Source organism: Bradyrhizobium sp. McL0616, assembly GCF_049993385.1.
In the GTDB taxonomy this organism is placed as follows: domain Bacteria; phylum Pseudomonadota; class Alphaproteobacteria; order Rhizobiales; family Xanthobacteraceae; genus Bradyrhizobium.
Map to the genome: position 1 here is coordinate 6,682,788 of NZ_CP188255.1, position 22,744 is coordinate 6,705,531.

The following is a 22,744-nucleotide window of genomic DNA, read 5'->3' on the forward strand; positions in this document are numbered from 1 at the left end:
GGAGCGCAGCGAATGCCCGACGTGTCAATTGATCAGCGTGAAGGGGGCAACGCCGACCTGAGGCGCCGCCTCGAAATGATAAAGCGGCGCCTGCGCAGCGAACCTGTCGGCGAAAAGCCTGACCCCTCGGAAACCCCCATCGCCCTAGACCGGCTGAGCCGGGCGTTCGGTCTCTCCGCATTCGAGACGGACCTGCTGCTGCTATGTGCTGGCATGGAGCTCGATTCCGAATTGAGGATGCTCTGCGCCCAGGCCCAGAACGACCCAGCCAGCCCATTCCCGACGTTTGGGCTCGCGCTCACCGTCCTGGCGGAGGCTCACTGGTCCGCCTTGTCGCCGGAAGCGCCCCTTCGCCGCTGGCGGCTCATTGACGTCGCGGCCGGCCCGATCCTCACCCGCGCAGCGCTGAAGATCGACGAACGCGTGGTGCACTTTCTGGTCGGCGTCAGCCAACTCGACGAACGATTGACGAGCCTGCTCGATCCCTTGGCCACGTCCACCGTGAACGATCTTGCTCCGTCTCACCGACTGCTCGCCGAGCAGATCACCGATAGCTGGGCTGAAGCCGACCGCAGCCGCGACTTGCCGATCGTGCAACTGAGCGGCCCCACTGCCGACGCCCTGCCGATCGCCGCAGCCGCCGCCGAGGCCTTGGGCCTGCGTGCGGCCATGCTGCCAGCTGACCGCCTGCCTCACGCCGCAGAGGATCTCGACCAACTGCTGCGCCTCTGGGAGCGCGAAGCCATTCTATCGGGGCTCGGCGTGCTACTGCTCGACGTTTCTGACACACAAGCGGCCGAGAGCGACGCGGGCCGCGTGCGCGACGAAGCCGTCTCCCGCCTGTTGGAGCGGATCAGCAGCCCCGTGATCCTGCGCGAGCGCGAGCCGCGCCGCATCACGACCCGCCCCGCCATTGTGCTGAGCGTCGGCCACCCTACCGGGCCCGAGCAGCTGGCGCTTTGGCGTGAAAGCCTGGGCGATCTCGATCTGGATGACGCAGCCGTCGCGGCAACAGCCAACCAATTCACCTTCGGCGCTTCGACGATCCGTACCATCGCAACCCAGCTGCGCGCGCACGCCGCGGCGAAGCCGGACGAGGATCTTAGCGCCGACCTCTGGACCTTCTGCCGCCGGCGCCTGCGCAGCGCGCTCGACGGGCTCGCCCAACGCATCGACTCGAACCTGACCTGGGACGATCTCGTCCTCCCCGAGCCGCAGAAGGAGACCCTGCGCTCGATCGCCGCCCAACTTCGTCAGCGCACGACCGTCTACAACCAATGGGGCTTCGCGGCGAAGTCTCAGCGGGGCCTTGGCCTTGGTGCCCTGTTCTACGGGCCGAGCGGTGTCGGCAAGACCATGGCGGCTGAGGTGCTGGCGAGCGAGATCCAGCTCGATCTCTACCACATCGACCTCTCGCGCGTGGTCAGCAAGTACATCGGCGAGACCGAGAAGAACCTGGGGCGCGTGTTCGACGCAGCCGAGGAGAACGGTGCGATCCTGCTCTTCGACGAAGCCGACAGCCTGTTCGGCGCGCGCAGCGAGGTGAGGGACAGCCACGACCGTTACGCCAACATCGAGGTCAGCTATCTGTTGCAGCGGATGGAGGCCTATCGCGGCCTAGCGATCCTGACCACCAACATGCGCACAGCTCTGGACCCCTCGTTCCTCCGCCGCCTGCGCTTCACTGTCGCCTTCCCCTTCCCCGACGCTGAGCAGCGTGCTGAGATCTGGCGTCACGTCTTCCCGAAGGATGCGCCGACGAAGGGTCTGCAGCCCGAACGCCTCGCGGAGCTGCGCATCCCCGGCGGCAATATTCGCAACATCGCTCTCAACGCCGCCTTTCTTGCCGCCGACGCCGGCGAGCCGGTGCAGATGAGCCATCTGCTGGCGGCCGCGCGCACCGAATACGCCAAGATGGACCGTCGCCTGACCCCCGTGGAGTCAGCGGCATGGGAGTAGCTGGCGACGCGTACCGCAATCAACCACTGATCACTGCTGAAGGGACGGGATTACTGTTCCCGGGAGTAGCAGGCGCTGCTTACGGCCTAGATCGCCAATCCATGCGGACCGTTCTACCCCGCACGCTCGAGGGCTTCCGCGATTTTCACCACGGCGACACGATCGTAGTCTGCGGCTGCGGCAAGTCGCTCGCCGACTTCGCGGATCACGAACAATATATAACGATCGGGGTGAACGACGTCGGACGCCTTTTTCAGCCCACTTATCTCGTGGTGCTCAACCCACGAACGCAATTTGCCGGAGACCGCTTCGACTATGTCGCGCGCTCGCGTGCCCGAGCGATGTTTACGCAACTAAATCTCGGCATAGATCATCCCCACATCGTACGATTCAATCTGGGAAAACAGAATGGCGTGTCGCTCGACACTCCTAACGCTCTGCCGTACGCTCGCAACTCTCCCTATGTCGCCATATGTCTTGCTGCCCTCATGGGGGCAAAGCGGATCGGCCTAATCGGCGTCGATTTCACCGACGATCATTTTTTCGGGCGGACCGGCCAGCATCCGTTGGCGAGCCAGCTCACCGCTATCGATCAGCAGTATCGGCACCTTGAACGAGCATTGCGGACGCGCGACGTGAGCGTCGTCAACTTGAGCAGCCGGAGTCGCCTCTCAGCGTTTCCCAAGGCACCCTTGGCTGATGTGAAGGAGCCGGAAAGAATGATGGACCCCCGCAATTGCGCGCAACCTGGAGAGAAACCACCGATCCTAGTTACCGGAATGTTCGGGATCGGCGATAACCTGCATCAGCGGGCGCCGATCCGGGACTTGATGCTGTCCCATGACGTCTGGCTCGAGACATGCCACATCGCGCTCTATCACGATCTAGTAGCGCAAGGTCTCAAGCTGCTGCCGCGACCGACGCGACTAAGGGCCCAGGCGCGGACAATCGCGACGGAGCGAACGCGCTATGCGTTCGCGTCGACGCCGCCGCCGCCCCACGTCGAACGGCGCAAGATTTCGTACAACAAGTCGGAAATCGACAAATTTGGCTCGATCCTGGGGGCCATGTACGGCGGCCTGAGCCTCCCAATGCCGGCCGCGCCCGATTTCCGGCTTCCCATTCCGCCAGCCTGGCAGTCCGATGCGCGCCGGCTGATTGAAAGCTGGCCACGGACGTCCAAGCCGCTGATGGTGCTCCGCCAGATCACCCTCCGGAAGGAATGGGACGGTGCAAACCGCAACCCGGATCCGATCGCCTACGGGGGGCTGGTCAAGGACATCCGCGATCGCTTCTTTGTCGTTTCGATCGCCGATCTCGCACCGAGCCTTGAGTGGGTCGTCGGACGGGAACTGCCAGCTGACGTAAGGCTGCACGCTGGCGAGCTCGACTTCGAAACAATGGCCGCGCTGTTCGCCGAAGCGGCGCTCGTCGTCTCACCGGCGGGCTTCGCGCCAGTACTGGCTCAAGCGGTCGGAACACCGGGCATAACCATCTATGGCGGGCGCGAGAGCTTCCGGACCACGCAGGCCGCCGGCGCGCATCTCGCGCCATCGTTGGGTATCGATCCAATCAATCCGTGCGACTGCCACTCGAACGCGCACCGGTGCGACAAGACGCTCGATCTAGTGGCGGCGCGCAGTAGACTCGCAGACTTCGTGAGGGACACCGATACGGCTAAGCCGCGAACGCTGATCTTCGCCACCACCTACGTCGATTGCGAGGATCGCGCTAAGCTGACGGATCATTGGCTGACGCTGACCAGCCGGCTCAACCCGGACTGCGACCTTATGCTGGTCGACTCGGCGTCACCCTGGCCAGAGTTGATCGACGAGAAACGGCAAGGCCACTTCGAAACCTATGCGCCCGGTGCGTCCGGCCGTCGGATGCTGCATCGGTTCGCGGACAATGTCGGCCATCTCTCGCGCGGCGGCCGCGACGGTTGGGGTCGCGCTTTCTGCTTCGGGCTGCAGGCGGCGATCGACGGTGGTTACGACTACGTAGCGCACATCGAAGGTGACAGTCTGTTTCGGCTACCGATGACGCCAATTGTACATCGCATGCGGGAGGAGAACGTTGAAGTCGCTTCGGTCCCCGTGAAAGGGATGAAGCGGGACATGCCGGGCTGGGTTGAGACCGGGCTGATGGTCTTCAGCACACGCTATCTAGTCGAATCGGATTTCATAGCGAAGTATGACTGGCCGCACCGGAAGGAGAGCCCGACGCCCGAGTTCGTAGTGGCGCGGCTGATCGGCAATCGGATCAAGCTGATGCCATGGCGCGCGTGGCGTGGCGACAGGAACGACATCAACCACAAGAACGTGCTCGATCTCCATCTCGATTGGATCACCCATTGCCACAACGACGTATGGGTCTATGACCGATTTGTCGCAGCCCTGGTGCCGGACCGGCCTGATCCGCTCGGAACGGCCAAGCTGAATTTCGGTTGCGGCACCAACCGAATTCCGGGCTGGCAGAATTTGGACGATGGCGTTGAGATCACTAAAAGGCTGCCGTTCGTGGACAATTACGCCGATTTCGTTTTCGCCGAGCACGTAGTCGAACACGTCGACTACTATCAGGCAATCGACTTTCTGCGCGAGTGCCGCCGTGTGCTGAAACCTGGCGGGATCGTCCGAATTTCGGTGCCGTCGATCGAGAACGTGATCAAGCGTGGCGATCCGCCTTATTTCAAGTTCACAACGAAATGGCAACCTGATGCGACCGCCCGCGGTGCGATATATGCGTTGCTCTATAAGCATGGGCACAAGGCAGCGTGGACTGATTCGTTGCTCGAGGCGACGCTGTTCTTCGCCGGCTTTGCAAACGTGACGCGATGCGAGCCGGGCGCGTCGGCACATCCCGAGTTGCGCGGCGTCGAAGGCCATCACCACGTCATCGGCGAACGTTTCAACTGGATCGAATCGTCGATCTTCGAGGGGGAATGCGAAAAGTGATCCTGGCGACGGGCGCCCGCGCCTGTCGGCCGCCTTTTTGGGTCGGATCTGAGCCGGTGTGAAATACCTTGAGATCCACCGGGTGGCGGTCTGCTCGTTTCCGCGATTCCGCGATTCCGCAATCAACCGCTGATCGATCTCGTGCGCAAACGTCCGCTGCTGGCGTTGTTGCGGCGTCTCCCCGAAGGTGATCTCCACCGGGTAGGTCATCAACGTATAGATGGGGTAATCGGCCGGCCAGCTTGTGGATAGCTGAAGATTTTGGAGTGCTGCGCTTCAGGCTGATGGTGAAACGAGGTCCCTTGTTATGACGGCCTCAAGCATCAGAAGGAGAAGCGCAGTATGGACCATTTTGCTGGATTGGACGTATCGGTTAGAACTTCGCGCACCACCGCATCGCAACTCTCTCTGCCGGCATCGATCCACTCCTCAGCCAAAGCCAAAGAAACGGACCTACACACAGCCAGCGGAGCTCTCCGACATCCCCGCCACCCCGGGCGGTATCATCCCGGAATGGTGGGCGAGGATTAATCGGAATGCCGGGCGACAATTAATCGGAATAGGTGGGCGGCTTGCCCCGGAATCAGCAGTATCGGTCAAGGAGGCCAGCATCTGCATTGTGGATGACACCGGCAGGATCGTGCGGGAAGTGAAGGTGGCAAGCGAACCTGAGGCCCTGCTGAAGGTTCTTGGGAACTCGATCTACTGCTTCAAGCGGATTCGATTGGAAGCGGGGCCGCTATCGCAATGGCTATTCAGCGCTCTCGCCGAAGCCGAGTTACCAGTGCTCTGTGTCGAGACGCGGCACATGCAGGCGGTGCTGATGGCGCAGATCAACAAGACCGATCGTAACGATGCACGCGGCATCGCTCAGATGATACGGGTGGGGCTTTACCGACCGGTGGATGTGAAGACGCTACGCAGTCAGAAACTGCGGATGCTGCTGACCCATCGCAAGCTTTTACAGTCCAAGGCGATTGCCATCGAGAATGATCTGCGCGGTACTTTGCGCAACTTCGGCCTCAAGGTCGGAATGGTCGGAATGGTGAGGTTTGAGGCCACTCAGCTCCCGGTCATACGGGTCGCTCTCCGAGCCCTCCTCGGTCTTCCACGTCTCCATGATCACGAGCTCGACGTTGGCATAGACGTTGAGCTCGGGGGGATCCTTGGTGATCTTTTCGGCTTCGGAGGCATGAGCCTTGAACGCCGCCTGAATGTCCGGGTCGTTCTTCTGCAGCAGCGTCATAACATGCGCGGCCGCCGCCCCCTCTGAACCTGCACCGCCTCTTTCATAGGTCAGCCAGGCGTAACTGAGCTCGATCAACGTCTTCAATGTATCGATGAGGGCCAGCACCTCCAGTCCGGTCACAAGGCCTGCGAGCACCCGCTTGAGGCCGCCCGTGCCCGCGAGCAGCGCGGTTTCATCGACGATCACGCTCTCGGTGACATCGCCCGCGACCGTCGGCACGCTCTTGTCCACTGCGATGATCTCGCCGGAGGTGACTGTCGATCTCCCCACATCCCGCGGCGGTGTCCCGCCTCCACGGTAGCGTTGCGCCGGATCGATATCGACCGTGGTGGTGGTTGAATGCTTGGGTGGGTAGTACTCCCGGACTGCGTCACCGACTCGGGTTGCGGCGCCGTGACCCCACCAGCGGCGGCTCTCACGGGCTTGGGTGTACCCCCTGACTGGGGCGTGCGCTTTGCCTTCTTTGCCTTACCTTTTAAATTCGATCGAACAGTTTGCGATCGAACGTGCGCGCTGGCACGACCGCCGGGGCTTCTCAACGACATACTTCGGTGTGAGCTGGGTCTCTGGTTTGGTCAACGTAGTCCAGCGCCGCATCCTTCAAAACGGGATTTTATGAGATGTGAGATGGCTCCCGCTAACGCAGGTCCTGGCTAACACCGCCGACTTACCAGCGGTCTAACAACATCAACCAGCGGCTTGATCAACCAATCCCGCATCGCAACGCGTGCTACGGGATGTGCAGAGAGCCATTTCGCAACGGGCGGCGAATGGCGGTAATACATACGCGCGAAGCTTCGTCCCACCGACGAGTTCGCCAGGACTTGATCGCGAAAGGCTCGCAGCACGTCTAGATCTTCTCCGTCCGAAGAGCCGTAACAAGCTGTTGCGATAAAGCAGGCCTTCGCTTCCGCGCAGGTCTGCTGATCTTCTGTCTTGCCAAACTCCTTCTCGAGTTCGGCTGCCTTCGGTGCGGGCAAGGAAAAACTGACGGTCTGCTCCCATATTTCGTTCTTGAACAATGTGGACTTCTCTCCCGTATCCGTCAGTGGTGTAGCGGAGCTCGCCTGCGCGCCATCGGTGACTTCGACCTCCCCAAGCTGCGTATCGTGAAGCATCAAATCGGAGACCGACTTTGGCTTCGAGTGTCTGCCGATGTTTTCAAACTCCACTCTCATTGTAAGCCGCACGTAGATCTGCTTACCCGCTTTCTCCAGTGCTTTGAGTTTGTCGATCCAGCACGCATGCAGAATGCGCCCGGCGTGATCCTTCATGTAAACGTCCGCGGCCTTCAATAACTGCTGTTGGATTTCCTGGCGCCTCTTCTTCTCATAGCGCTCGAGCATCTTCTTCAGCTTTTCGCGGGATTCGGAAAGCGCTCCATAAAGATAGAGCCCCGCAACCATGCCCAGAAGCATTGCTAGTCCGCCTGCTAGTCCGCCTGCGCGAGACCCGAGCACAGCCTCGCCCGCCGTCGCTTCTTCAGCGGCCGCGCCTTCCAGCAAACCTTCCGTCTCCGGCCCAAAAACTTCGGGGCCGACCGCTTCCGGTGGCAGCCGCCCAGCTCCTTCCAAGTTCGGTCCGCCGAGCTCTGGCTCCAGTGCCTTCCCGGACGTCGGCGCCAGCGCTCCTTCGCCGCCGCCAGACGCTGCTCTTCCTGGGGACTTCGGCGATGCCGAAGCTCCGGTGCCACCAGGTAGCGCGGCTGTGGCGCGACTCGCAGCGACAGCCGCACTCTCGGTTCCCCTGAGGACGATCAGGCCACTACTTTGAAGGCTTTTGATTTCGAAGGTGACCTCCGGGTATTTCAGGCTGAGCTTCTTCAGCACGCCAGCCGCGGTATCGAGGTTGACGACGCCCTGCGCGCAGGTAGCGCAGGGCTCCTGCTCGATGAGCATCCACACCGTGCGGCCCTTGAGCTGTTCACGTGGCACCTCAGTGATCGCTTTTTCGAGTTGGTCCGCGATGTGCTGCTCCGCATGAGCGTGTGTATGCGGCAAGTCCAGGACATCCGTGGCGGGAGGGAAACTGGATTCCGGGTTGTATCCGGGACCATCAGCGCGCTTCGACTGGCCGGTGAACACGCGGTTCTCCAGGCCGGGGATGTCGGTGCGTGCCGCTCCGACAGTCCCGCCCTCCACGTCGATATCCGGTGTGACGGCGCTGGGCTCGCGGCGACGGATGCCGGTCGCGGTACGATTCGCCGTGATATCCTTCGCCAGCGTCTCCTGCACGCCGGCTTTCGAGAAATTGCCCTGTCCCGCCGCCGCCTTAGGGGGAACCACCTTCTTCGCATAGACATCCTGGGCAATCTGGTCGGAGCCTTTGGCGTACTTTGCAAGCTGACCAGGAGTCATGGCTTCGTATCGTGCGTAGAGCGCCTCGGCAGCACCCTTGTCGCCCTCCCTGACCAGCTTGCGCAGCTGATCGATGGTGAGGCCGACGTATTTGTCGGGCGCGCGCCGCAAGATGGCCGGGCGAGCCGCCGGACCGCCCCCGCTTTGCTGAATGACATGCGCCAGCTCATGCGCCAGCAGGCGTCGGCCGGAAGTCGTCCCCGGCGCATATTCACCGGCGGCGAAGCTGATCCGTTTCCCCACCGTGTAGGCGCGCGCGCCGACCGCTGCCGCCGACCGTGCCGCCGTGGCGTCAGCGCTCACCCGTACGTCGCCTAGATCACGGCCGAAGCGACGCTCGAAGTAGGCGCGCGCGGTCGGGTCAAGCGATTCACCGGCCGCGCGCAGCACGTCCTCAACCAAGGCCGGCGCATCTCCGCCCCCGGCGTGCAGCGCAGCTTCTTTCCGGTGTAGCGCGTCTTCCTGCTCACAGGCAGCGCATTTGCAACTGACCTGCGGCTGGGCAGAGGTCATCGCGGCCCCAGGGTCAGGCATACGCATCACTTGGTCGGCGACGCGGTCCGCCTCATGTTCCAGCGGATCATTTACGAAGCCGACTTTCAGCTTTCTCTGGATTGGGCCGGGAAGGCGACGCGCCGGAACGGGCGACGCTTGCTCCGATCCGCCCGCCAGCTCCGGCGGACACAGCGGAATCCTGGAGAAGCTCCACGCCGCGCCGGGCGACCCGCTGTCGGGGAAGTAGGGGCCGGTCTGGACCGGAGCCGCACGTCGGCTGGTTTGCGCTTGTTCGATGTCCCGATCGTGACCATAGGCCGTCGCGCATCGGAACGCCGATATGTCACCCGACTGTGCGGCGGTCTTTGCTTGAGGCTTTACGATGAGCGGTGCGAACATCCTCGCTACTCCGCCAAAATCGGCCGGGCCGGAACCTCAACCGGGATTACCTATGTAAATCATCGCCCATCCGGGCGATCGTGTCGATGACCGCCTAAAGCCCGCAAGCGCGTGAAAATCCTCCGGCACAACTTTCCGGTAGCGCCAAGTGACCTGCTCCCCAATTTGCCCTCGTTTATAAGTAGAGTCCGTTCTGGGTTTGGCCCCTGTTGGGGCGGGTTGCGAACTCGGTCGGTGTGAGCCCGTTGAGGCTCGTGTGCGGTCGGTTGGTGTTGTAGTCGATCCTCCATTCCTCGATGATCTGGCGGGCCTCGTTGAGATTGGCGAACAGGTGCTCGTTCAGGCACTCGTCACGCAGGCGGCCGTTGAAGCTTTCGACAAAGCCGTTCTGCATCGGCTTGCCGGGCGCGATGTAATGCCACTCGATCCCGAGTTCTTCCTGCCAGGCCAACATCGCATTTGAAGTAAACTCGGTGCCGTTGTCGCTGACGATCATGCGGGGACAGCCGCGGCTTTCAATGATCTGGCCAAGTTCGCGCACCACACGCAAGGCGGTGAGCGAGGTGTCGACGACCAGGCCGAGGCACTCCCGGGTGAAGTCATCGACCAGGGTCAGGACGCGGAAGCGCCGGCCGCTGGAGAGCGTGTCCATCACGAAGTCGAGCGACCAGCGCAGGTTCTGATCCTGCGGGATCGATATCGGCGCCCGGGTGCCAGTGCCCGTTTACGGCCACCACGCTTGCGCACGGTCAGACGCTCCTCCTTGTAGAGCCGGTACAGCTTCTTCCGATTGATCCGGACCCCTTCACGGTGGACGAGCGTGTGCGCAACGGCGGCATCAAGGATTGGGCGTTCATGCGCTCATTCAATGCGGCCGCCCGCGCGCAGTCCCGCAATGCCCTCGGCCAAGCCTATCTGTTGGTCGGCAAGAACAACGTCACTCGGATCGATGTGCCCGAGAGCGACAAGCCAATCCCGATGGATGACGTGCAGCGCTCAGTCCGAGAACTGCCGATGGTGGCGCGCAGTCTCGTGGAAGGCGCCGGGCATCACATCGAGCAGGTGTTTTTCGATGGCGAAGTCGAAAAATTCATCCGTTGCCCGCTGACATAGGCGTCTGATCAGGTGGCCTACCACGAGGCTGGTCATCCTTGCGTCGCTCTGGGCTTCGAGACTAACGCGATGATGCTTTGAACCAAGTTCGCTCCCGGGTTGTGGTGGGACTATTCCCGATCCGTGTCGCCGGGATTCGAAGGTGGGCCCAGCATTGAGTGGCCAGGTCGGGCGGCAGTAGTGATCGAACCAGTCTCCGCCGATAGTCTCCGCAAAACGGGAATATTCGCGGACAAGGCCGGAGACTTTCCGCGGTTTCCGCCCCAAGGTCGGCGAACTGAGAGTCCGGAGACGAAATCGAAGGCGCGAAAAGCCGGGAGTTCCGGCCCATTCTCGCGTTTCTTGGGGAGGCCCTCCGAACACAGGACTGCCTGGCTGGCGAGGCAGTGCTGATCGAACCCGTCTCCAAGCAAATTCCCTGCTAACAGGGAATTTAACAGGGAAATTCGCGATTTCGGAGGTCTGCGAGGCGGTTTCGGAGCTGTTAACCGCTGTGCTGCAGCCACCTCCCGCGTATTTCCCTGTCCGGATTAACAGGGAAAATAATTCGAGTAGGAGGGAAATTTCTAGACGTAACAGGGATTAGTGGAGGGTGTTCGGCGTTATGTCGACGTCCGCTTTTGCTTCATTCTCTGCCGAAACGCCGTGTCCGCCATAGGTCCGGTGTGCCTCCGAAACCAGACATGACCTGATGCGGTCGAAACTTCGGTTTCGGGCCAGAGGCGGAAGTTGTTGCTTGGGATGAATAAAAGCGGCCCGCCAATTGAGGCGGCCTTACTTCATGAAGAGCGCGATCCCGACGACGACGGCGGGGAGCATGCCAAGGGCATGCTCTGTAGATCACTTCGCTTTTCATGCGCGGCACCAAGTACAACTAAGCGACCAATAGCCTACCCGTCATGGTCGAGCGGGCGGGTATATTTTCGCTATCAGAAACCGGCAAAATTGGGAGCCGACTGAGGCGGCCTAATCCTTGTTCGTGATCACGGCCCACGCGCCGACGACCGTCGCGATGACACCAACCAGTTGGACCAAGGGCCAATGACCAAAACGCAGAGTATGGATTTTGGGGTTCAACAGGCGGCATTCCAAGTGAAAAGGGGGCGAAGTGGGGCGATCTTACTCGTGTTGCCAAACCTTCACCGCTGAAATAACCAAGATCGCAGCCAGTCCCGGCAGCAGAATTGAAGTCGGCACGATGCCCAGAAGCAAGCCGCCGATGAACGTCCCAACCATTGATCCCGCTGCCATAGCAAGCGTGAACCGCCAATTGGCGCGCAGCACTGAAAAGCTTTGATCGCGGCTGTAGCGCGCGAAGCCTACGAGCATCGTCGGAAGGCTCACCGCAAGCGAAAGGCTGCCCGCCAGCTTCACGTCGGCACCGAACAACAAGATCAGAGTGGGGATTAGAAACTCCCCCCCGGCAACACCCAGCAGCGACGCCACGACGCCGATAACGAAGCCTGCGGCCACGCCCGCGACGATCAGGTACGCGCCGGTGAGCAGCGGTACGGTTCCTGCTGCGGTGTCATCCGCGAACAGCAGCACGCCAGCGATCAGGAGCAGCAAAACGGCAATGATCTTGTAGAGCGTTTCGGACTTGAGGCGCGTCGCCCAGGATGCACCCGCATATGCGCCAACAAGGCTGCCAGCCAACAGGTTGACGATGATCGGCCAATGCCCGCCAATTTCGGCAAACGGCACGGTGCGAGCACGGAACGGGAGCGCGGTGGCTACCACGATCAAGCTGGTCGCCTTGTTCAGGATCACGGCCTCAAGGCCACGAAATTTGAACAGACCAATCAGCAGCGGAAGCCGAAATTCTGCCCCGCCGAGGCCGATAAGGCCACCTAGACTGCCAATAGCAGCACCAGCGCCGAACGCTGCGGATTTGTTTCTCACGGTTTCACGACGGAAAGGCGCGCATAACGGCGCTCGGAAATATCTGCCCGTGATCCGTCGTGGCGGGGAGTTTCACACCTGCTTACGGCAGGGCGTGGGGCCGGGAAGACCCTATTCCAAAATCTGGGGCACTGGCAACACAACCATCGGACGCACGGATGTCCGTTGAGGGCCGATTGTGTTGCAAAAGTCGAAAATCGAACAGCCGTGAAAATCTCGCGAAAGTTGGTATCGAGGGCTCTCCGCTGCTGCATCGGTTTTCAGTGCCATTACGGGGATCCGAGATCGATTTTGGATCAGTCGATATGGTCCCTCACGTCACCGCGCGCAAAACGCATCAGCGGTTCTAAGAATTTCTGTTCGACGCCCCAAAAAGACTTTTGCAACAATATCGACCCGGAGCGGACATCGCGGCGGCGCTGGCTGACGTCGCCATTTGACGGCGGGTTCAACCGGTTTGTCGCAACATTCTAATCTTTTAGCAAAGATGGAGTGTGGAGATGAAGCGACGACCTCGCATTTTTTACTCGGCAGCTCAACGGTCTGATATCTGGGATCGCTGGCAGGCTGGTGAGGCGATGAGTTCGATCGGACGCCGGTTTGACCGGGAGTCTTCTTCTGTCTTTTCAGTGATCTCGCCGACCGGCGGCATCCGTCCACCGGATCGGCACCGTGCCAAAGAGACGCTGAGTCTTTCTGAACGGGAGGAGATCTCTCGACGGCTCAGTATGCGCCGCTCGCTACGGTCGATTGCGCGCCACTTAGGAAGATCTGCATCGACCATCAGCCGCGAGGTCAGTCGTAATGGAGGAGCGGACCGCTACCGGGCTGCGGGGTCCGATCAGGCCGCTTGGGATCGGGCGCGGCGCCCCAAGCCTTGCAAGCTGGCTTGCCGTCCGTTCTTGAGGCGGACAGTATCGATCGGGCTGCGGCGGCAATGGTCGCCGCAGCAAATTGCCGGCTGGCTCAAGCGCACATAACCGGGGGAGCCCCAAAAGCGGGTGTCACACGAGACGATCTATCGCAGCCTGTTCATTCAGGCGCGCGGCGTGCTGAAAAAGGAGCTTCTTGAGCACCTGAGAGCGCGACGCACGATCCGCCGCTCCAGGCACGCCAGCCTGAAACGAAACGGGCTCGGCCAGATCAAGAATGCCGTATCCATCAGCGAACGACCACCGTCTGTTGAAGATCGTGCGGTCCCAGGCCATTGGGAGGGCGACCTGATCGGCGGCTCCAGGAACATTGTCGAGCGCCATTCGCGCTATGTGATGCTAGTCAAGGTTGCGAATAAGGACACCGAAAGCGTTGTCTCGGCGCTGATCCAGCAATCGCAGCGACTGCCTAGCGAACTTTACCGCTCGCTGACCTGGGACAGAGGCAAGGAGCTTGCCGACCATCAGCGCCTGACATTGGCCACTGAGGTAGAGGTCTATTTTTGTGACCCTCGTTGTCCCTGGCAGCGCGGATCAAACGAAAACACCAATAGATTGCTACGCCAATATCTTCCGCGTGGCACCGATCTGTCCTTGCATAGCCAGGCCAAGCTCAGCGCCATCGCAAGGCAACTCAATGAAAGGCCGCGAAAGACCTTGCTCTACCAGAGCCCAGCTGAGAAGTTCGCAGAATGTGTTGCCGCGATCAGTTGAACCCGCCACCCATAGCAGTCGTTCAGGCCATTTCGCGTGACCACGTGAAGACTGCTCATCCATCGCGGTTCCAGTTCGCAGCAAAAGCCCCGCGAGGCTTGCCTTCGCGGGGCTCGTACTATCCGGGGTCATGAAAGGCGAGGGCCAAACCTAGTAGCAAGGTCCATAGGGGTAATACCCGCAGCGCGGTCTAGCGACGACGGCTCCCCCTACGACGGCTCCCCCCACTACCGCTCGCCGTGTCGTTCGACGTGCGACGCCAGCAACACTCACGGGGGTCAACGGGCGCCCCACACGCGCTTGCGCGCTGTCAACGGACAGTAAGAGGCCGTCATTTTTTGACCATCCAACTGAACCGCAAACTCCACACGCGACAATGGCGGCAACTAACAAAGCTCGTTTCAGGTCGATTTGTCTCATAACAATCTCCTCCCTATGAGGAAGCAGCTGTGCCTGAGCTATCCCTACGATTACTTGATCTGTGTCAACGCTCCCGAAGCTTGAGCGTACCGCCCAATGTCTGTCGTTGAGGGCAAAGCGGAAGTAATCCGAGTCTGTAGCGACTTCCGTTTTTGACCCCAACCCGACTCCCGGTATCGGTAGGTAATTAACTGCCGAAAGATCGGAAGTTTCCGCGATCATTTATTGCCGGTCTCAGCTTTCGCCAACGCCGCCTTGCACACATCCCCGAGATCGCCCATGTGCGATTTCATACATTCCCGGATTCCACTGCCACTCGACTTCGCGTTCGCACACAGCTTCTTGCGGTCGTCCGCACAAGCCCCAACGATGGTGACAACTAGCTCCACCTCCGCTCGACAGGCGCCGGAAAGCTCCGTCTGGCGCGACTTTATGCATTCCTGGAGGCGACCCCGCCCCGCTTGCTCTGGACACAGGATCTCGACCTGACCTGCGCACGTCTTCGCAACGCCGTTTTGCCGCGCCGTTGCGAGAGACGATCCCAGCAACAGCAAGCCCGAGGCGACAACGATTACGATTTTCAAATTTGTCGATGACATTGTTGGCTTCCTGTTGTGGCATAGGGCGCTTTTCAGCGGGGAGGCATCTACCCTGGCCTGGCCTTCGTAGCGCACGCCAAGCCGATATCGAGTTTGGCAGGTGCCCGGTAACAATATCCCCTAAACCCGTTGGGTGATGTGCGGCAGTGGCCGTCAAGGGACGTGTCGAGCGTGCCAACCGACGACCGCGTTTAGGAGTAGAGGAAATGCTCCAAAAAGACGGTGGTTTCCGGTTGTGACCCAAAAGCGGTCTATCAACGCGACTATCTTTGGCTCCGCTGCACTTCGGCGCTTGATCTATGTCAAAGGGCTTTAGTCTCGGCTACTTAGCTTCCAATGGTATCTGCAGCGTTGCTTCCTAAGAACGGAGTAAGAAGATGCCGAAGCGCCTTCTGGTCCTTCTGATCTTGCTGGCATGTCTGCCCGTCCATTCCCCGGCTGTTGCGGAAGACGTTGCTGCGTCGCAAAAAATCCAAGAGGAAATCTGGGCGCTACCCTTTCCACTACCGGTGCTTGCTGTCGTGGTAAGGCCAGTCGGCGACGGACCGTTCCCCCTTGTTATTATGAACCATGGAATTTCGCTGGGTACCCAAGAGCGAACAATGTTTCCGCTCATCGAATATCGGGCCGCCGCAGAGTGGTTCGCGAAGCAGGGTTATGTAGTCATTTCCCTGTTAGATATGGAGCGAGCAGCCTTGATGACAAAGATCAAGGGCTCTTTGGAGCTGTGTTTGCGCACGTGGGCAGCTGCGACAACCCGAACTTTCGTGGCCCCGGCCTCGCCATCGCCACTCTGAATGAGTGGGTCATCGACTACATGAGCAAGAAGAAGATCGTTCAGCCCGGCAAGGTCGTTGTCGTGGGGCAGTCCGGCGGCGGATGGGGATCGATCGCTCTTGCGAGCCTCAACCCATCATCAGTTCAGGCCATCGTGACCTTCGCGGCGGGCCGCGGAGGAAGAGTAGACGGCAAGCCTAACAACAATTGTGCTCCCGACAAGCTCGTCGCCGCTACAGGCGAATTCGGTCGGACTGCGCGAGTGCCGATGCTGTGGATATACGCGGAGAACGACACCTATTTTGGGCCAGAGCTGACAAAGAAGATGCACGACGCTTTCGTAACGGCGGGAGGAAATGCGGAGTATCGCATGCTTCCAGCGTTCGGAAGCGACGGCCATTTCATGATCGATTCACCTGATGCGGTGCCGATCTGGTCTCCGCTGGTAAGCCAGTTTCTTGAGAAGCATTCAGCAACCAGCAGCGCCGAACAGCGAGCAAACGTCAGCGCTTCTGCCGAGATGCTTCAAGTCAAGCCTCCGCGGGTGCGCATCCCTCAGAGAATTCAATACTCGCCTTGGCGAAAGCTTTGCTTTGACTCGTCCGATGGGACGACGATCTGTCGGACCACATCTACCGGAACCGATGATCTCGATCAGGTAGTGGCGCGCGTCGATCTGATTCAACGCGCCGATGGTCCCGCCCGCCTGCAACTGTTCGTCCCACAAGGAGCGAACCTGCAGCATGGAGTCAAGGTAACGATAGATCAGAAGCAGCCAACCCAAATCCCGTTCAATTGGTGTCTTACCAACATCTGCATCGCGGCCGGCCCCGTGGGGACGAGCCTGATAGCGGAGCTAGAATCGGGCAAGAATTTAGAGCTCGAACTTACCGATCTGAACTCTTCGACGGTTGCGTTGACTCTACCGCTCGATCAATTCGCCACTGTGCACAAGGGCATGCCAGCGCAAACATTTGACTTCGGCCTGGATGAGGAGTGAGGGGGAAATGGGCGTCCGCTCGTGATGCTGTGGACGGCTCCTCCACCGGCACGAGAGTGCCAAGGAGTGGGCGCCGTTTGAGGCTCCCACGATTCGGAGGAGCTAGCTATGCAGTCAATTTCGACGATTGGACTGGATATCGCGAAGTCGGTCTTTCAAGTGCACGGCGTTGATGCGGCCAGCCAAGTGGTCCTGCGCCGGCAGTTGAAGCGCGGGCAGGTCCTGGCATTTTTCCAAAAACTGCCACCATGCCTGGTGGGGATCGAGGCTTGCGCGTCGTCGCACCATTGGTCCCGCGAACTGCAGGCGCTCGGGCATACGGTACGATTGATGCCTCCGGCCTATGTGAAGCCCTACGTCAAGCGGCAAAAGAACGATGCCACGGACGGGGAGGCGATTTGCGAGGCGGTCGCGAGACCCAACATGCGGTTCGTGCCGACCAAGACGGTCGAGCAACAGAGCTGTCTGATGCTTCACGGGTGCCAAGGCCGAAAATAAACAGATCGCCGCCGGATTTCGGCGGGTGCGGATCACCTGCGCGGCTTGCTAACCGTGGGCGCTCTACCCGGGACACCGCATGCCTCAGCAAGGTGGAAATGTCGATATTGGGTCAAAAGCTGCCGCTTCGAACATGCCGCGATTGGTCGGCTAAGGGTCAAAATGCGAAGAACTCGGAGTGAGCAAATCGAATCCGCTCCGCCCCACTAAGCTGACCTCAATGAGAGGTGTCGCCACTTCGCATTCGGGCCAGGAGCGGACCTCGCTTGTTCTCGAAAATCGGGAACCGGCCTCTGTTCATCCTTCACGTCTCGCCGCGGCCGAACGTTCAGGGAATGATGCGCGCCATGCGCAAGCGGCCGAAGAGATCGAAAAAACTGTCGTCCGTTGCCTGATAATCGAGAAAGCCGAGCTTGCGGCTCTTGCTCATATCGGTCACGACTTCGATCGGGCGGCCAAGATCGGCATCGGTGTGCCATGCAGACGCGAGGACGCTGAGGTCTCCTTCCACCAGATCATGCTTGCGAGCGATGTCGGCCCAGAGCGAGGCTGCATCCGCAAGCTGATGCTCCAGCGGCGTGACTTCACTTGGAAAAGGCGCAGGCTGCAATCCGAACCAATTGGCGAGCCGCGTCCACATCCAGCTCCATCGGAAGACATCGCCATTCACGACGTTGAACGCCTGGTTTCGTGCAGCTTCTGTCGTCGCGGCCCACTCCAGGTGTCGCGCCAGCAATCTCGCATCCGTCATATCCGTCAAACTGTTCCACTGCGTCCAGGAGCCTGGAAATAGAAATGGTCGCCCCGTCTCCCGGCAGATCGTGGCGTAGGCTCCAAGCGTCGTTCCCATGTTCATGGTGTTTCCGATCGCATAGCCGATGATCGTATGCGGGCGGTGAACGCTCCAGCTAAAGCCGTCGCGCGTGGCCGCGACGAACAGCTCGTCCTCCTGCGCGTAGTAGAAATTCTCGATATCGAGCCGAGGCTGCACCTCGCGGAATGGCGTCGCGGGCAACTTGCCTTTGCCGTAGGACTCGAACGGCCCGAGATAATGTTTGAGTCCCGTGACCAACGCCACATGCGAGACCGAACGCGCGCCAGAGAGTGCCTGCAGCACATTGCGCACCATCGCGGCGTTAACGCGGACATTTTCCGACTCGGTCAGCTGGCGCAACCATGTGGCGAGAAACACGTGGGTGGGACAAAGGCCAGCCAGAGCTGTGCGAAGCGAGGCCGGATCCTGGAGGTCGGCGGCGACGGCACGGACGCCCTCGATATCGGCAGGCGGGCGCCTTGCGAGCCCAAGCACCTGCCAGCCGTGAGCGCGGAGGTGGCGGGCGAAATTACTCCCGACGATGCCGCTGGCTCCGACCACAAGCGCCGTATTCGTCATTACTGTGCCCTTCGGTGACTTGAGGGAGGTAGGAACTGAAGAAAAAGAAAACAGACGTTTCGGCCGGTCATCACCACTTCTTGAAGCGGGAATGGCCTGATGGAGCACTCGCCTTGTGCTGAGAAAAGCGGTCCCTTCGAAGCGGCAACTTCCGCAACGAGTCAAAACGCGAAGTGGCGACCAGCTCGCGGCCCGTCAGCTTATCTCTCAGAAGCAGACGTCGGCCGACACGATGCGCAGGTCCGCGACGGGCCACAACCGGACTCACGAGGCCATGCACATTCGTGCGCGCAGCCTATTGATGGAATCTGCTTTCAAGCAGCCGGTCTCGGACCTCCTCCGATACAAAGCGCTCCGCCCGCTGCCATGCCTCATCATTGTCGCCGCGGAACTGGAAGTACTTCCGGAACAGGACGCGCTGGGATGTTGCATCGATGGCAGCAGTCCCCGCTACCTGCACCAGCGTGCTCACCTTGTGAACGGTGCCGATGATCAGGACCTGCGTACCCGCCTGTGACGCCGCGCGCAGCCGGTCGCGCAACGCCGGTCCGTCGGTCGGACAATTTGATGCGCATGAGGACGGCACAAGCTCAAAACGGCGGTCTGCCGTGACGTCGTCCCGCAGCGCGGTCATGAAAGCCTGCAATCGCTTTTCATGCGTGGCCGTCTGATCGGTGGGCTCGTTCGACGTGTCGAGATAAATGAAATCATCGACGGAGACAGTCAAAGCGTGGTCGGCGGCCGCGGCGGATGCATCTGAGATGAGGCTGGATCCCAGGAAAAGACCGACCGTGGTAACAACGTGCAAGACGGAGCCGTGGCGCATGGCGATGCCTCGATCTCCCCCTACGGAGGCCATCTTAGAAGATCGATTCTTTCCGCCTCCTGTCGGAGGACTTAATTCTTTGTAATGCGTCGATTTGGCCCGCTGCCAGTCACTTCTGGTCTACTTCTAAATCCGGACATGCCGCTGCATGGCTCCAAGTGAAGATGGGCCAATTGCAGATGCTGCCGGCACAGCCGCAGCTCAGTCTCCTCTACTCAATGACCTCGTCCGCTATCGCGAGCACTGAAGCAGGCACGGTGAGTTCTAGCTGCTTCGCGGTCTTGAGGTTGAGAACGAAGTGGTACTTCGTCGGCGTCTGCACCGGAAGGTCGGCGGGTTTCTCGCCCTTGAGGATGCGATCCACATACGCTGCCGCGCGACGATAGTTGTCACCAAATTCGGAGCCGTAGGACATCAGCCCGCCCTCAGCCGCGAACGCGCGCTCGAAATAGATTGCCGGAAGCTTGTACTTGCCAGCTAATTCTACGAACAGCTTGCGTCGCGCGAGCGCCGATGCGCTCCCCGTCACGATGAGACCAGCGTCTTCGTTCCGAGCGAGTGAGCTGATGACCCCTTCAATCTCGCTCGCATCTTCCACACCAACCGGGGTTAATCCGATGCCGAGGGAGGTCGCGATAGATTGAATAGCGCCGAGCTGACCTATGCCCGTCGCGATAGTGGAATCTCGCACCACCACCACTCGCCTCAAGGCCGGGACGGTTTGCTTGAGAAGGTCAAGCCATTTACCGACCACACCGTAGTCAAACGAAGTGAACCCGGTGGCATTGCCGCCCGGCCGGGCCAGGCGTTCGACAAATCCAGCCCCGACTGGATCAGCGACGTTCACAAAGACAATGGGTAATGTGTGGGTTGCTTGTAGCATTGGCCCCGTGGCTGTGGCGCTAACAGCGACGAGCACGTCGGGCCTAAGCGCCACTAGGTCAGTTGCCGCTCTCTGTACCTCGGCGCTGCCGCCGTTCGACCAGTGAATGTCAATGCTGAGGTTGCGGCCATCGATCCATCCCAATTGCCGCAATCCATCACGTAGTCCCGCAATACCTGCCAGACCGCGGTGATCGCCCTCGCTGAGGGGTACGAGCACGCCGATATGACGCATTGCGCGTGACGATTGCTGGGCGTGCAGCAGCCACGGCCACGCGAGTACACTACCTATCACAACTCGGACAAGTTCCCGCCTTCGCATGGTCTCTCCCATGCTTTGTTGCAATGGTGGATCATACTCCGGTCGCGATGCTCCGGCGAGCCGCTTTGGCCGATTTTCGGTCGCCGACCTTCTTTGCCAGCGGGTACAGCTTCATCACCCTGACGGCGGTGAAGGCTCGCCCTGGTAACCAGGCGGGCGATGGCGGTGGCGATGGTGTATCCGACGCCGCGCCGGGGTGGTTACCGTGGCCCGAAGGGGCCAATTGTCAGCGTTGGAGTCCGCTTTGCGCGGGACACCAGACATTAGTGGGCTAGCTGGTCTTGGACTGCTCAGGGCCAACAGGCGACATACAAGGCTTCGCTTGGCAGGAAGAAGGCTGTCGGATGCGCGGCCTTAGGAACCTTGTTCCGGCAAGGAGAGCAAAGTCGCCCAAGAGTGCATCGTCTCTTTCTGCCTCTCCAAATCGGCGATCAGCGCCCTTATCCGCTCCTCGGTGAGCGGATCGAACCGCTGATTCAGAAATAAGCGATAGTGCGAGATCTTCTCTTCGAGTTTGTCGCACTGATCGCACATGGGTGGCCTCGATCTGGCATGTCGTCGTTAGGCCCTTGTGGGTCTAACGCCTCAATTCCGCAAAGTAAGAGGCGGGACCCGAAGAGGATTTGTCCGGGTCCCTGCCATTCTCGGAACAGCGTCCATCCCCCTCGGACCGCTCGGTAAGCTGGCGTCTCCTGACCGGCAACCCGCCGCCAACGAAAAAGCCCGGCGACCGGCCGGGCCCCTATCGCGAGAATGTTCAGGTGATGAAATGCGTGCAGCATTAGGGCACAGAAGGGTCGCGCAGGATGTTCTTTATTGAACACCCCGGTTGATTTTCTTGCGGTCGAGCCCGTGGCGGTCTGGCTTGTCGAAGCGTCTTGTCAGGACCGGATGGCTGTCGACTGAATCAGGGATTTCCCCGGCGTACGGCCCGCGTTAGAATATCAGTTCACCGAGCAGGAGGTGCTATGCGTCGTGGCTAAGGCGAAGAAGCAACCATTCAACGTAAAGGTCTTCCTCAACACGGTTGACGGCGGAAGGACCGTGGCGACGTACCCCAAGGATCAGAAGGTCTTTTCGCAGGGCGACCCCGCGGATTCGGTCTTCTTCATCCAAAGGGGCAGGGTCAAGGTTTATGTCGTATCGGACGAGGGCAAGGAGGCGGTCGTCGCCCTTCAAGGGAATGGGGACTTCTTTGGCGAAGGCTGCTTGACCGGCCAGCCGCTGCGGTTGGCATCGGTATCGGCGATTACAGAGAGCGTCATCTTGCGGCTCGATAAGGCTGCAATGGTGAGAATCCTGCAGACCGAACCGAAGTTCTCCGAGATGTTCATGTCGTTCTTGTTGGCGAGGAACGCCCGCGTCGAGGAGGACCTGGTAGACCAACTCTTCAATTCGAGCGAGAAGCGTCTTGCAAGATTGCTCCTTCTGATGGCGAACTTTGGCAAGGAGGGCAAGCCGATGCCTGTCATAGCGAAGATAAGCCAAGAGACGCTCGCAGAGATGGTCGGTACCACGAGGTCGCGGGTGAGCACCTTCATGAACAAGTTCCGCAAGCTGGGGTTTATCCAGTACAACGGAAAGTTGGAGGTCCATAACTCTCTGCTGAACGTGGTCTTGCACGACAATCCACATCTCAGGAACCGGAACGACTGATTTGAGGGGGACGCAAGCCGGGCTCCTTCCGGCGCGATACTTAGCACTGCTGAAAGCCGTCGACTTCCGGGTCATTCGCGTCGGTTTGGCCCCCGGCGGCAAACTTCGGGTCTGCCTCTACAAGCCGACATGTCGCTTCATCGCGTCAACGGAAGCGATGGGCCACAAGGTGACATTGGCGATAAAGCCGAATATCTGCGAAGCAACTCGCTAGTAGCTAGGTGGCCACGCTCACAAAGCCACGCTCACAACGCCCCAAGTCGAAATGTTGCTTGGTGGCGTTGAGTTAGCGCC

At 60.3% G+C, this 22,744-nt stretch carries 15 protein-coding genes and 4 pseudogenes; 9 read left to right on the forward strand and 10 right to left on the reverse strand.

Going from position 1 to position 22,744, the window contains the following annotated elements; translation table 11 throughout:
• The first annotated feature begins 12 nt into the window (after positions 1-12).
• The 3 genes and pseudogenes from ACPPVR_RS32095 to ACPPVR_RS32105 form a co-directional block, all read left to right on the forward strand.
• Positions 13-1,959: an ATP-binding protein gene (locus ACPPVR_RS32095; protein WP_426610539.1), complete on the forward strand. Its 1,947-nt coding sequence runs from the start codon at positions 13-15 to the stop codon at positions 1,957-1,959.
• Positions 1,950-4,916: a methyltransferase domain-containing protein gene (locus tag ACPPVR_RS32100; protein ID WP_426610540.1), complete on the forward strand. Its 2,967-nt coding sequence runs from the start codon at positions 1,950-1,952 to the stop codon at positions 4,914-4,916. The genes ACPPVR_RS32095 and ACPPVR_RS32100 overlap by 10 nt, the downstream gene beginning before the upstream one ends.
• A 559-nt stretch (positions 4,917-5,475) precedes the next feature.
• Positions 5,476-5,973: pseudogene (locus tag ACPPVR_RS32105) on the forward strand (IS110 family transposase); the annotation flags it as partial.
• On the opposite strand, the gene ACPPVR_RS32110 reads toward ACPPVR_RS32105, so the two are convergent.
• The 3 genes and pseudogenes from ACPPVR_RS32110 to ACPPVR_RS32120 all read right to left on the reverse strand — a co-directional run.
• Positions 5,878-6,396: a hypothetical protein gene (locus ACPPVR_RS32110; protein WP_426616340.1), complete on the reverse strand. Its 519-nt coding sequence runs from the start codon at positions 6,394-6,396 to the stop codon at positions 5,878-5,880. The pseudogene ACPPVR_RS32105 and the gene ACPPVR_RS32110 overlap by 96 nt on opposite strands.
• Before the next feature lie 422 nt (positions 6,397-6,818).
• Entirely contained in the window at positions 6,819-9,416 is a 2,598-nt protein-coding gene (locus ACPPVR_RS32115; protein WP_426610541.1) for a DUF4157 domain-containing protein, read from the reverse strand.
• Between the two features lie 175 nt (positions 9,417-9,591).
• Positions 9,592-10,241: pseudogene (locus tag ACPPVR_RS32120) on the reverse strand (IS3 family transposase); the annotation flags it as partial.
• Between ACPPVR_RS32120 and ACPPVR_RS32125 the strand changes: the two are divergent.
• The gene (locus ACPPVR_RS32125; RefSeq protein ID WP_426610542.1) at positions 10,227-10,529 is read left to right on the forward strand and encodes a hypothetical protein; all 303 of its coding nucleotides are present in this window, start codon (positions 10,227-10,229) and stop codon (positions 10,527-10,529) included. The pseudogene ACPPVR_RS32120 and the gene ACPPVR_RS32125 overlap by 15 nt on opposite strands.
• 1,119 nt (positions 10,530-11,648) lie before the next feature.
• Here ACPPVR_RS32125 and ACPPVR_RS32130 read toward each other — a convergent pair.
• Positions 11,649-12,431: a sulfite exporter TauE/SafE family protein gene (locus ACPPVR_RS32130; RefSeq protein WP_426610543.1), complete on the reverse strand. Its 783-nt coding sequence runs from the start codon at positions 12,429-12,431 to the stop codon at positions 11,649-11,651.
• Positions 12,432-12,931: 500 nt separating this feature from the next.
• On the opposite strand from ACPPVR_RS32130, the pseudogene ACPPVR_RS32135 reads away from it, so the two are divergent.
• A pseudogene (locus ACPPVR_RS32135) lies at positions 12,932-14,077 on the forward strand (IS30 family transposase).
• A gap of 150 nt (positions 14,078-14,227) precedes the next feature.
• Here the strand turns inward: ACPPVR_RS32135 and ACPPVR_RS32140 are convergent.
• Complete coding sequence (locus ACPPVR_RS32140) at positions 14,228-14,497, reverse strand: hypothetical protein (protein ID WP_426610544.1); 270 nt, start codon at positions 14,495-14,497, stop codon at positions 14,228-14,230.
• A 218-nt stretch (positions 14,498-14,715) separates the two neighbouring features.
• Positions 14,716-15,096, reverse strand: a complete 381-nt coding sequence (locus ACPPVR_RS32145; protein WP_426610545.1) for a hypothetical protein — start codon at positions 15,094-15,096, stop codon at positions 14,716-14,718.
• 377 nt (positions 15,097-15,473) lie between these two features.
• Between ACPPVR_RS32145 and ACPPVR_RS32150 the strand changes: the two genes are divergently transcribed.
• The 3 genes and pseudogenes from ACPPVR_RS32150 to ACPPVR_RS32160 form a co-directional block, all read left to right on the forward strand.
• On the forward strand, positions 15,474-15,893 hold the full coding sequence (locus ACPPVR_RS32150) for a hypothetical protein (protein WP_426610546.1): 420 nt from the start codon (positions 15,474-15,476) through the stop codon (positions 15,891-15,893).
• Positions 15,894-15,913: 20 nt separating this feature from the next.
• Positions 15,914-16,873, forward strand: coding sequence for an invasion associated locus B family protein (locus ACPPVR_RS32155; RefSeq protein ID WP_426610547.1), 960 nt, complete (start codon positions 15,914-15,916; stop codon positions 16,871-16,873).
• Between the two features lie 108 nt (positions 16,874-16,981).
• Positions 16,982-17,350: pseudogene (locus ACPPVR_RS32160) on the forward strand (IS110 family transposase); the annotation flags it as partial.
• 349 nt (positions 17,351-17,699) lie between these two features.
• Here ACPPVR_RS32160 and ACPPVR_RS32165 read toward each other — a convergent pair.
• The 4 genes from ACPPVR_RS32165 to ACPPVR_RS32180 all read right to left on the reverse strand — a co-directional run bounded on the left by ACPPVR_RS32165 (position 17,700) and on the right by ACPPVR_RS32180 (position 21,328).
• Complete coding sequence (locus tag ACPPVR_RS32165; protein ID WP_426616226.1) at positions 17,700-18,764, reverse strand: SDR family oxidoreductase; 1,065 nt, start codon at positions 18,762-18,764, stop codon at positions 17,700-17,702.
• 295 nt (positions 18,765-19,059) lie between these two features.
• Positions 19,060-19,590 (reverse strand): DUF2380 domain-containing protein, encoded by a 531-nt coding sequence (locus ACPPVR_RS32170; RefSeq protein ID WP_426610548.1) that lies wholly within the window; start codon positions 19,588-19,590, stop codon positions 19,060-19,062.
• Positions 19,591-19,801: 211 nt separating this feature from the next.
• A complete protein-coding gene (locus tag ACPPVR_RS32175) occupies positions 19,802-20,707 on the reverse strand; it encodes an ABC transporter substrate-binding protein (RefSeq protein ID WP_426610549.1) in 906 nt (301 codons plus the stop codon).
• 441 nt (positions 20,708-21,148) lie between these two features.
• Entirely contained in the window at positions 21,149-21,328 is a 180-nt protein-coding gene (locus ACPPVR_RS32180) for a hypothetical protein (RefSeq protein ID WP_426610550.1), read from the reverse strand.
• Between the two features lie 441 nt (positions 21,329-21,769).
• On the opposite strand from ACPPVR_RS32180, the gene ACPPVR_RS32185 reads away from it, so the two are divergent.
• Positions 21,770-22,450 carry a Crp/Fnr family transcriptional regulator gene (locus ACPPVR_RS32185; protein WP_426610551.1) on the forward strand — a complete coding sequence of 227 codons (681 nt, stop codon included), beginning with the start codon at positions 21,770-21,772 and terminating at the stop codon, positions 22,448-22,450.
• Positions 22,451-22,744 lie beyond the last annotated feature (294 nt).

What these genes read in the sequence shown, in the direction of transcription:
- ACPPVR_RS32095 (WP_426610539.1), top strand. Translation starts at nt 13, where the DNA reads ATGCCCGACGTGTCAATTGATCAGCGTGAAGGGGGCAACGCCGACCTG.
- ACPPVR_RS32100 (WP_426610540.1), top strand. Translation starts at nt 1,950, where the DNA reads ATGGGAGTAGCTGGCGACGCGTACCGCAATCAACCACTGATCACTGCT.
- ACPPVR_RS32115 (WP_426610541.1), bottom strand. Translation starts at nt 9,416, where the DNA reads ATGTTCGCACCGCTCATCGTAAAGCCTCAAGCAAAGACCGCCGCACAG.
- ACPPVR_RS32140 (WP_426610544.1), bottom strand. Translation starts at nt 14,497, where the DNA reads ATGAGACAAATCGACCTGAAACGAGCTTTGTTAGTTGCCGCCATTGTC.
- ACPPVR_RS32145 (WP_426610545.1), bottom strand. Translation starts at nt 15,096, where the DNA reads ATGTCATCGACAAATTTGAAAATCGTAATCGTTGTCGCCTCGGGCTTG.
- ACPPVR_RS32150 (WP_426610546.1), top strand. Translation starts at nt 15,474, where the DNA reads ATGCCGAAGCGCCTTCTGGTCCTTCTGATCTTGCTGGCATGTCTGCCC.
- ACPPVR_RS32155 (WP_426610547.1), top strand. Translation starts at nt 15,914, where the DNA reads ATGAGCAAGAAGAAGATCGTTCAGCCCGGCAAGGTCGTTGTCGTGGGG.
- ACPPVR_RS32165 (WP_426616226.1), bottom strand. Translation starts at nt 18,764, where the DNA reads ATGACGAATACGGCGCTTGTGGTCGGAGCCAGCGGCATCGTCGGGAGT.
- ACPPVR_RS32170 (WP_426610548.1), bottom strand. Translation starts at nt 19,590, where the DNA reads ATGCGCCACGGCTCCGTCTTGCACGTTGTTACCACGGTCGGTCTTTTC.
- ACPPVR_RS32175 (WP_426610549.1), bottom strand. Translation starts at nt 20,707, where the DNA reads ATGCGTCATATCGGCGTGCTCGTACCCCTCAGCGAGGGCGATCACCGC.
- ACPPVR_RS32180 (WP_426610550.1), bottom strand. Translation starts at nt 21,328, where the DNA reads ATGTGCGATCAGTGCGACAAACTCGAAGAGAAGATCTCGCACTATCGC.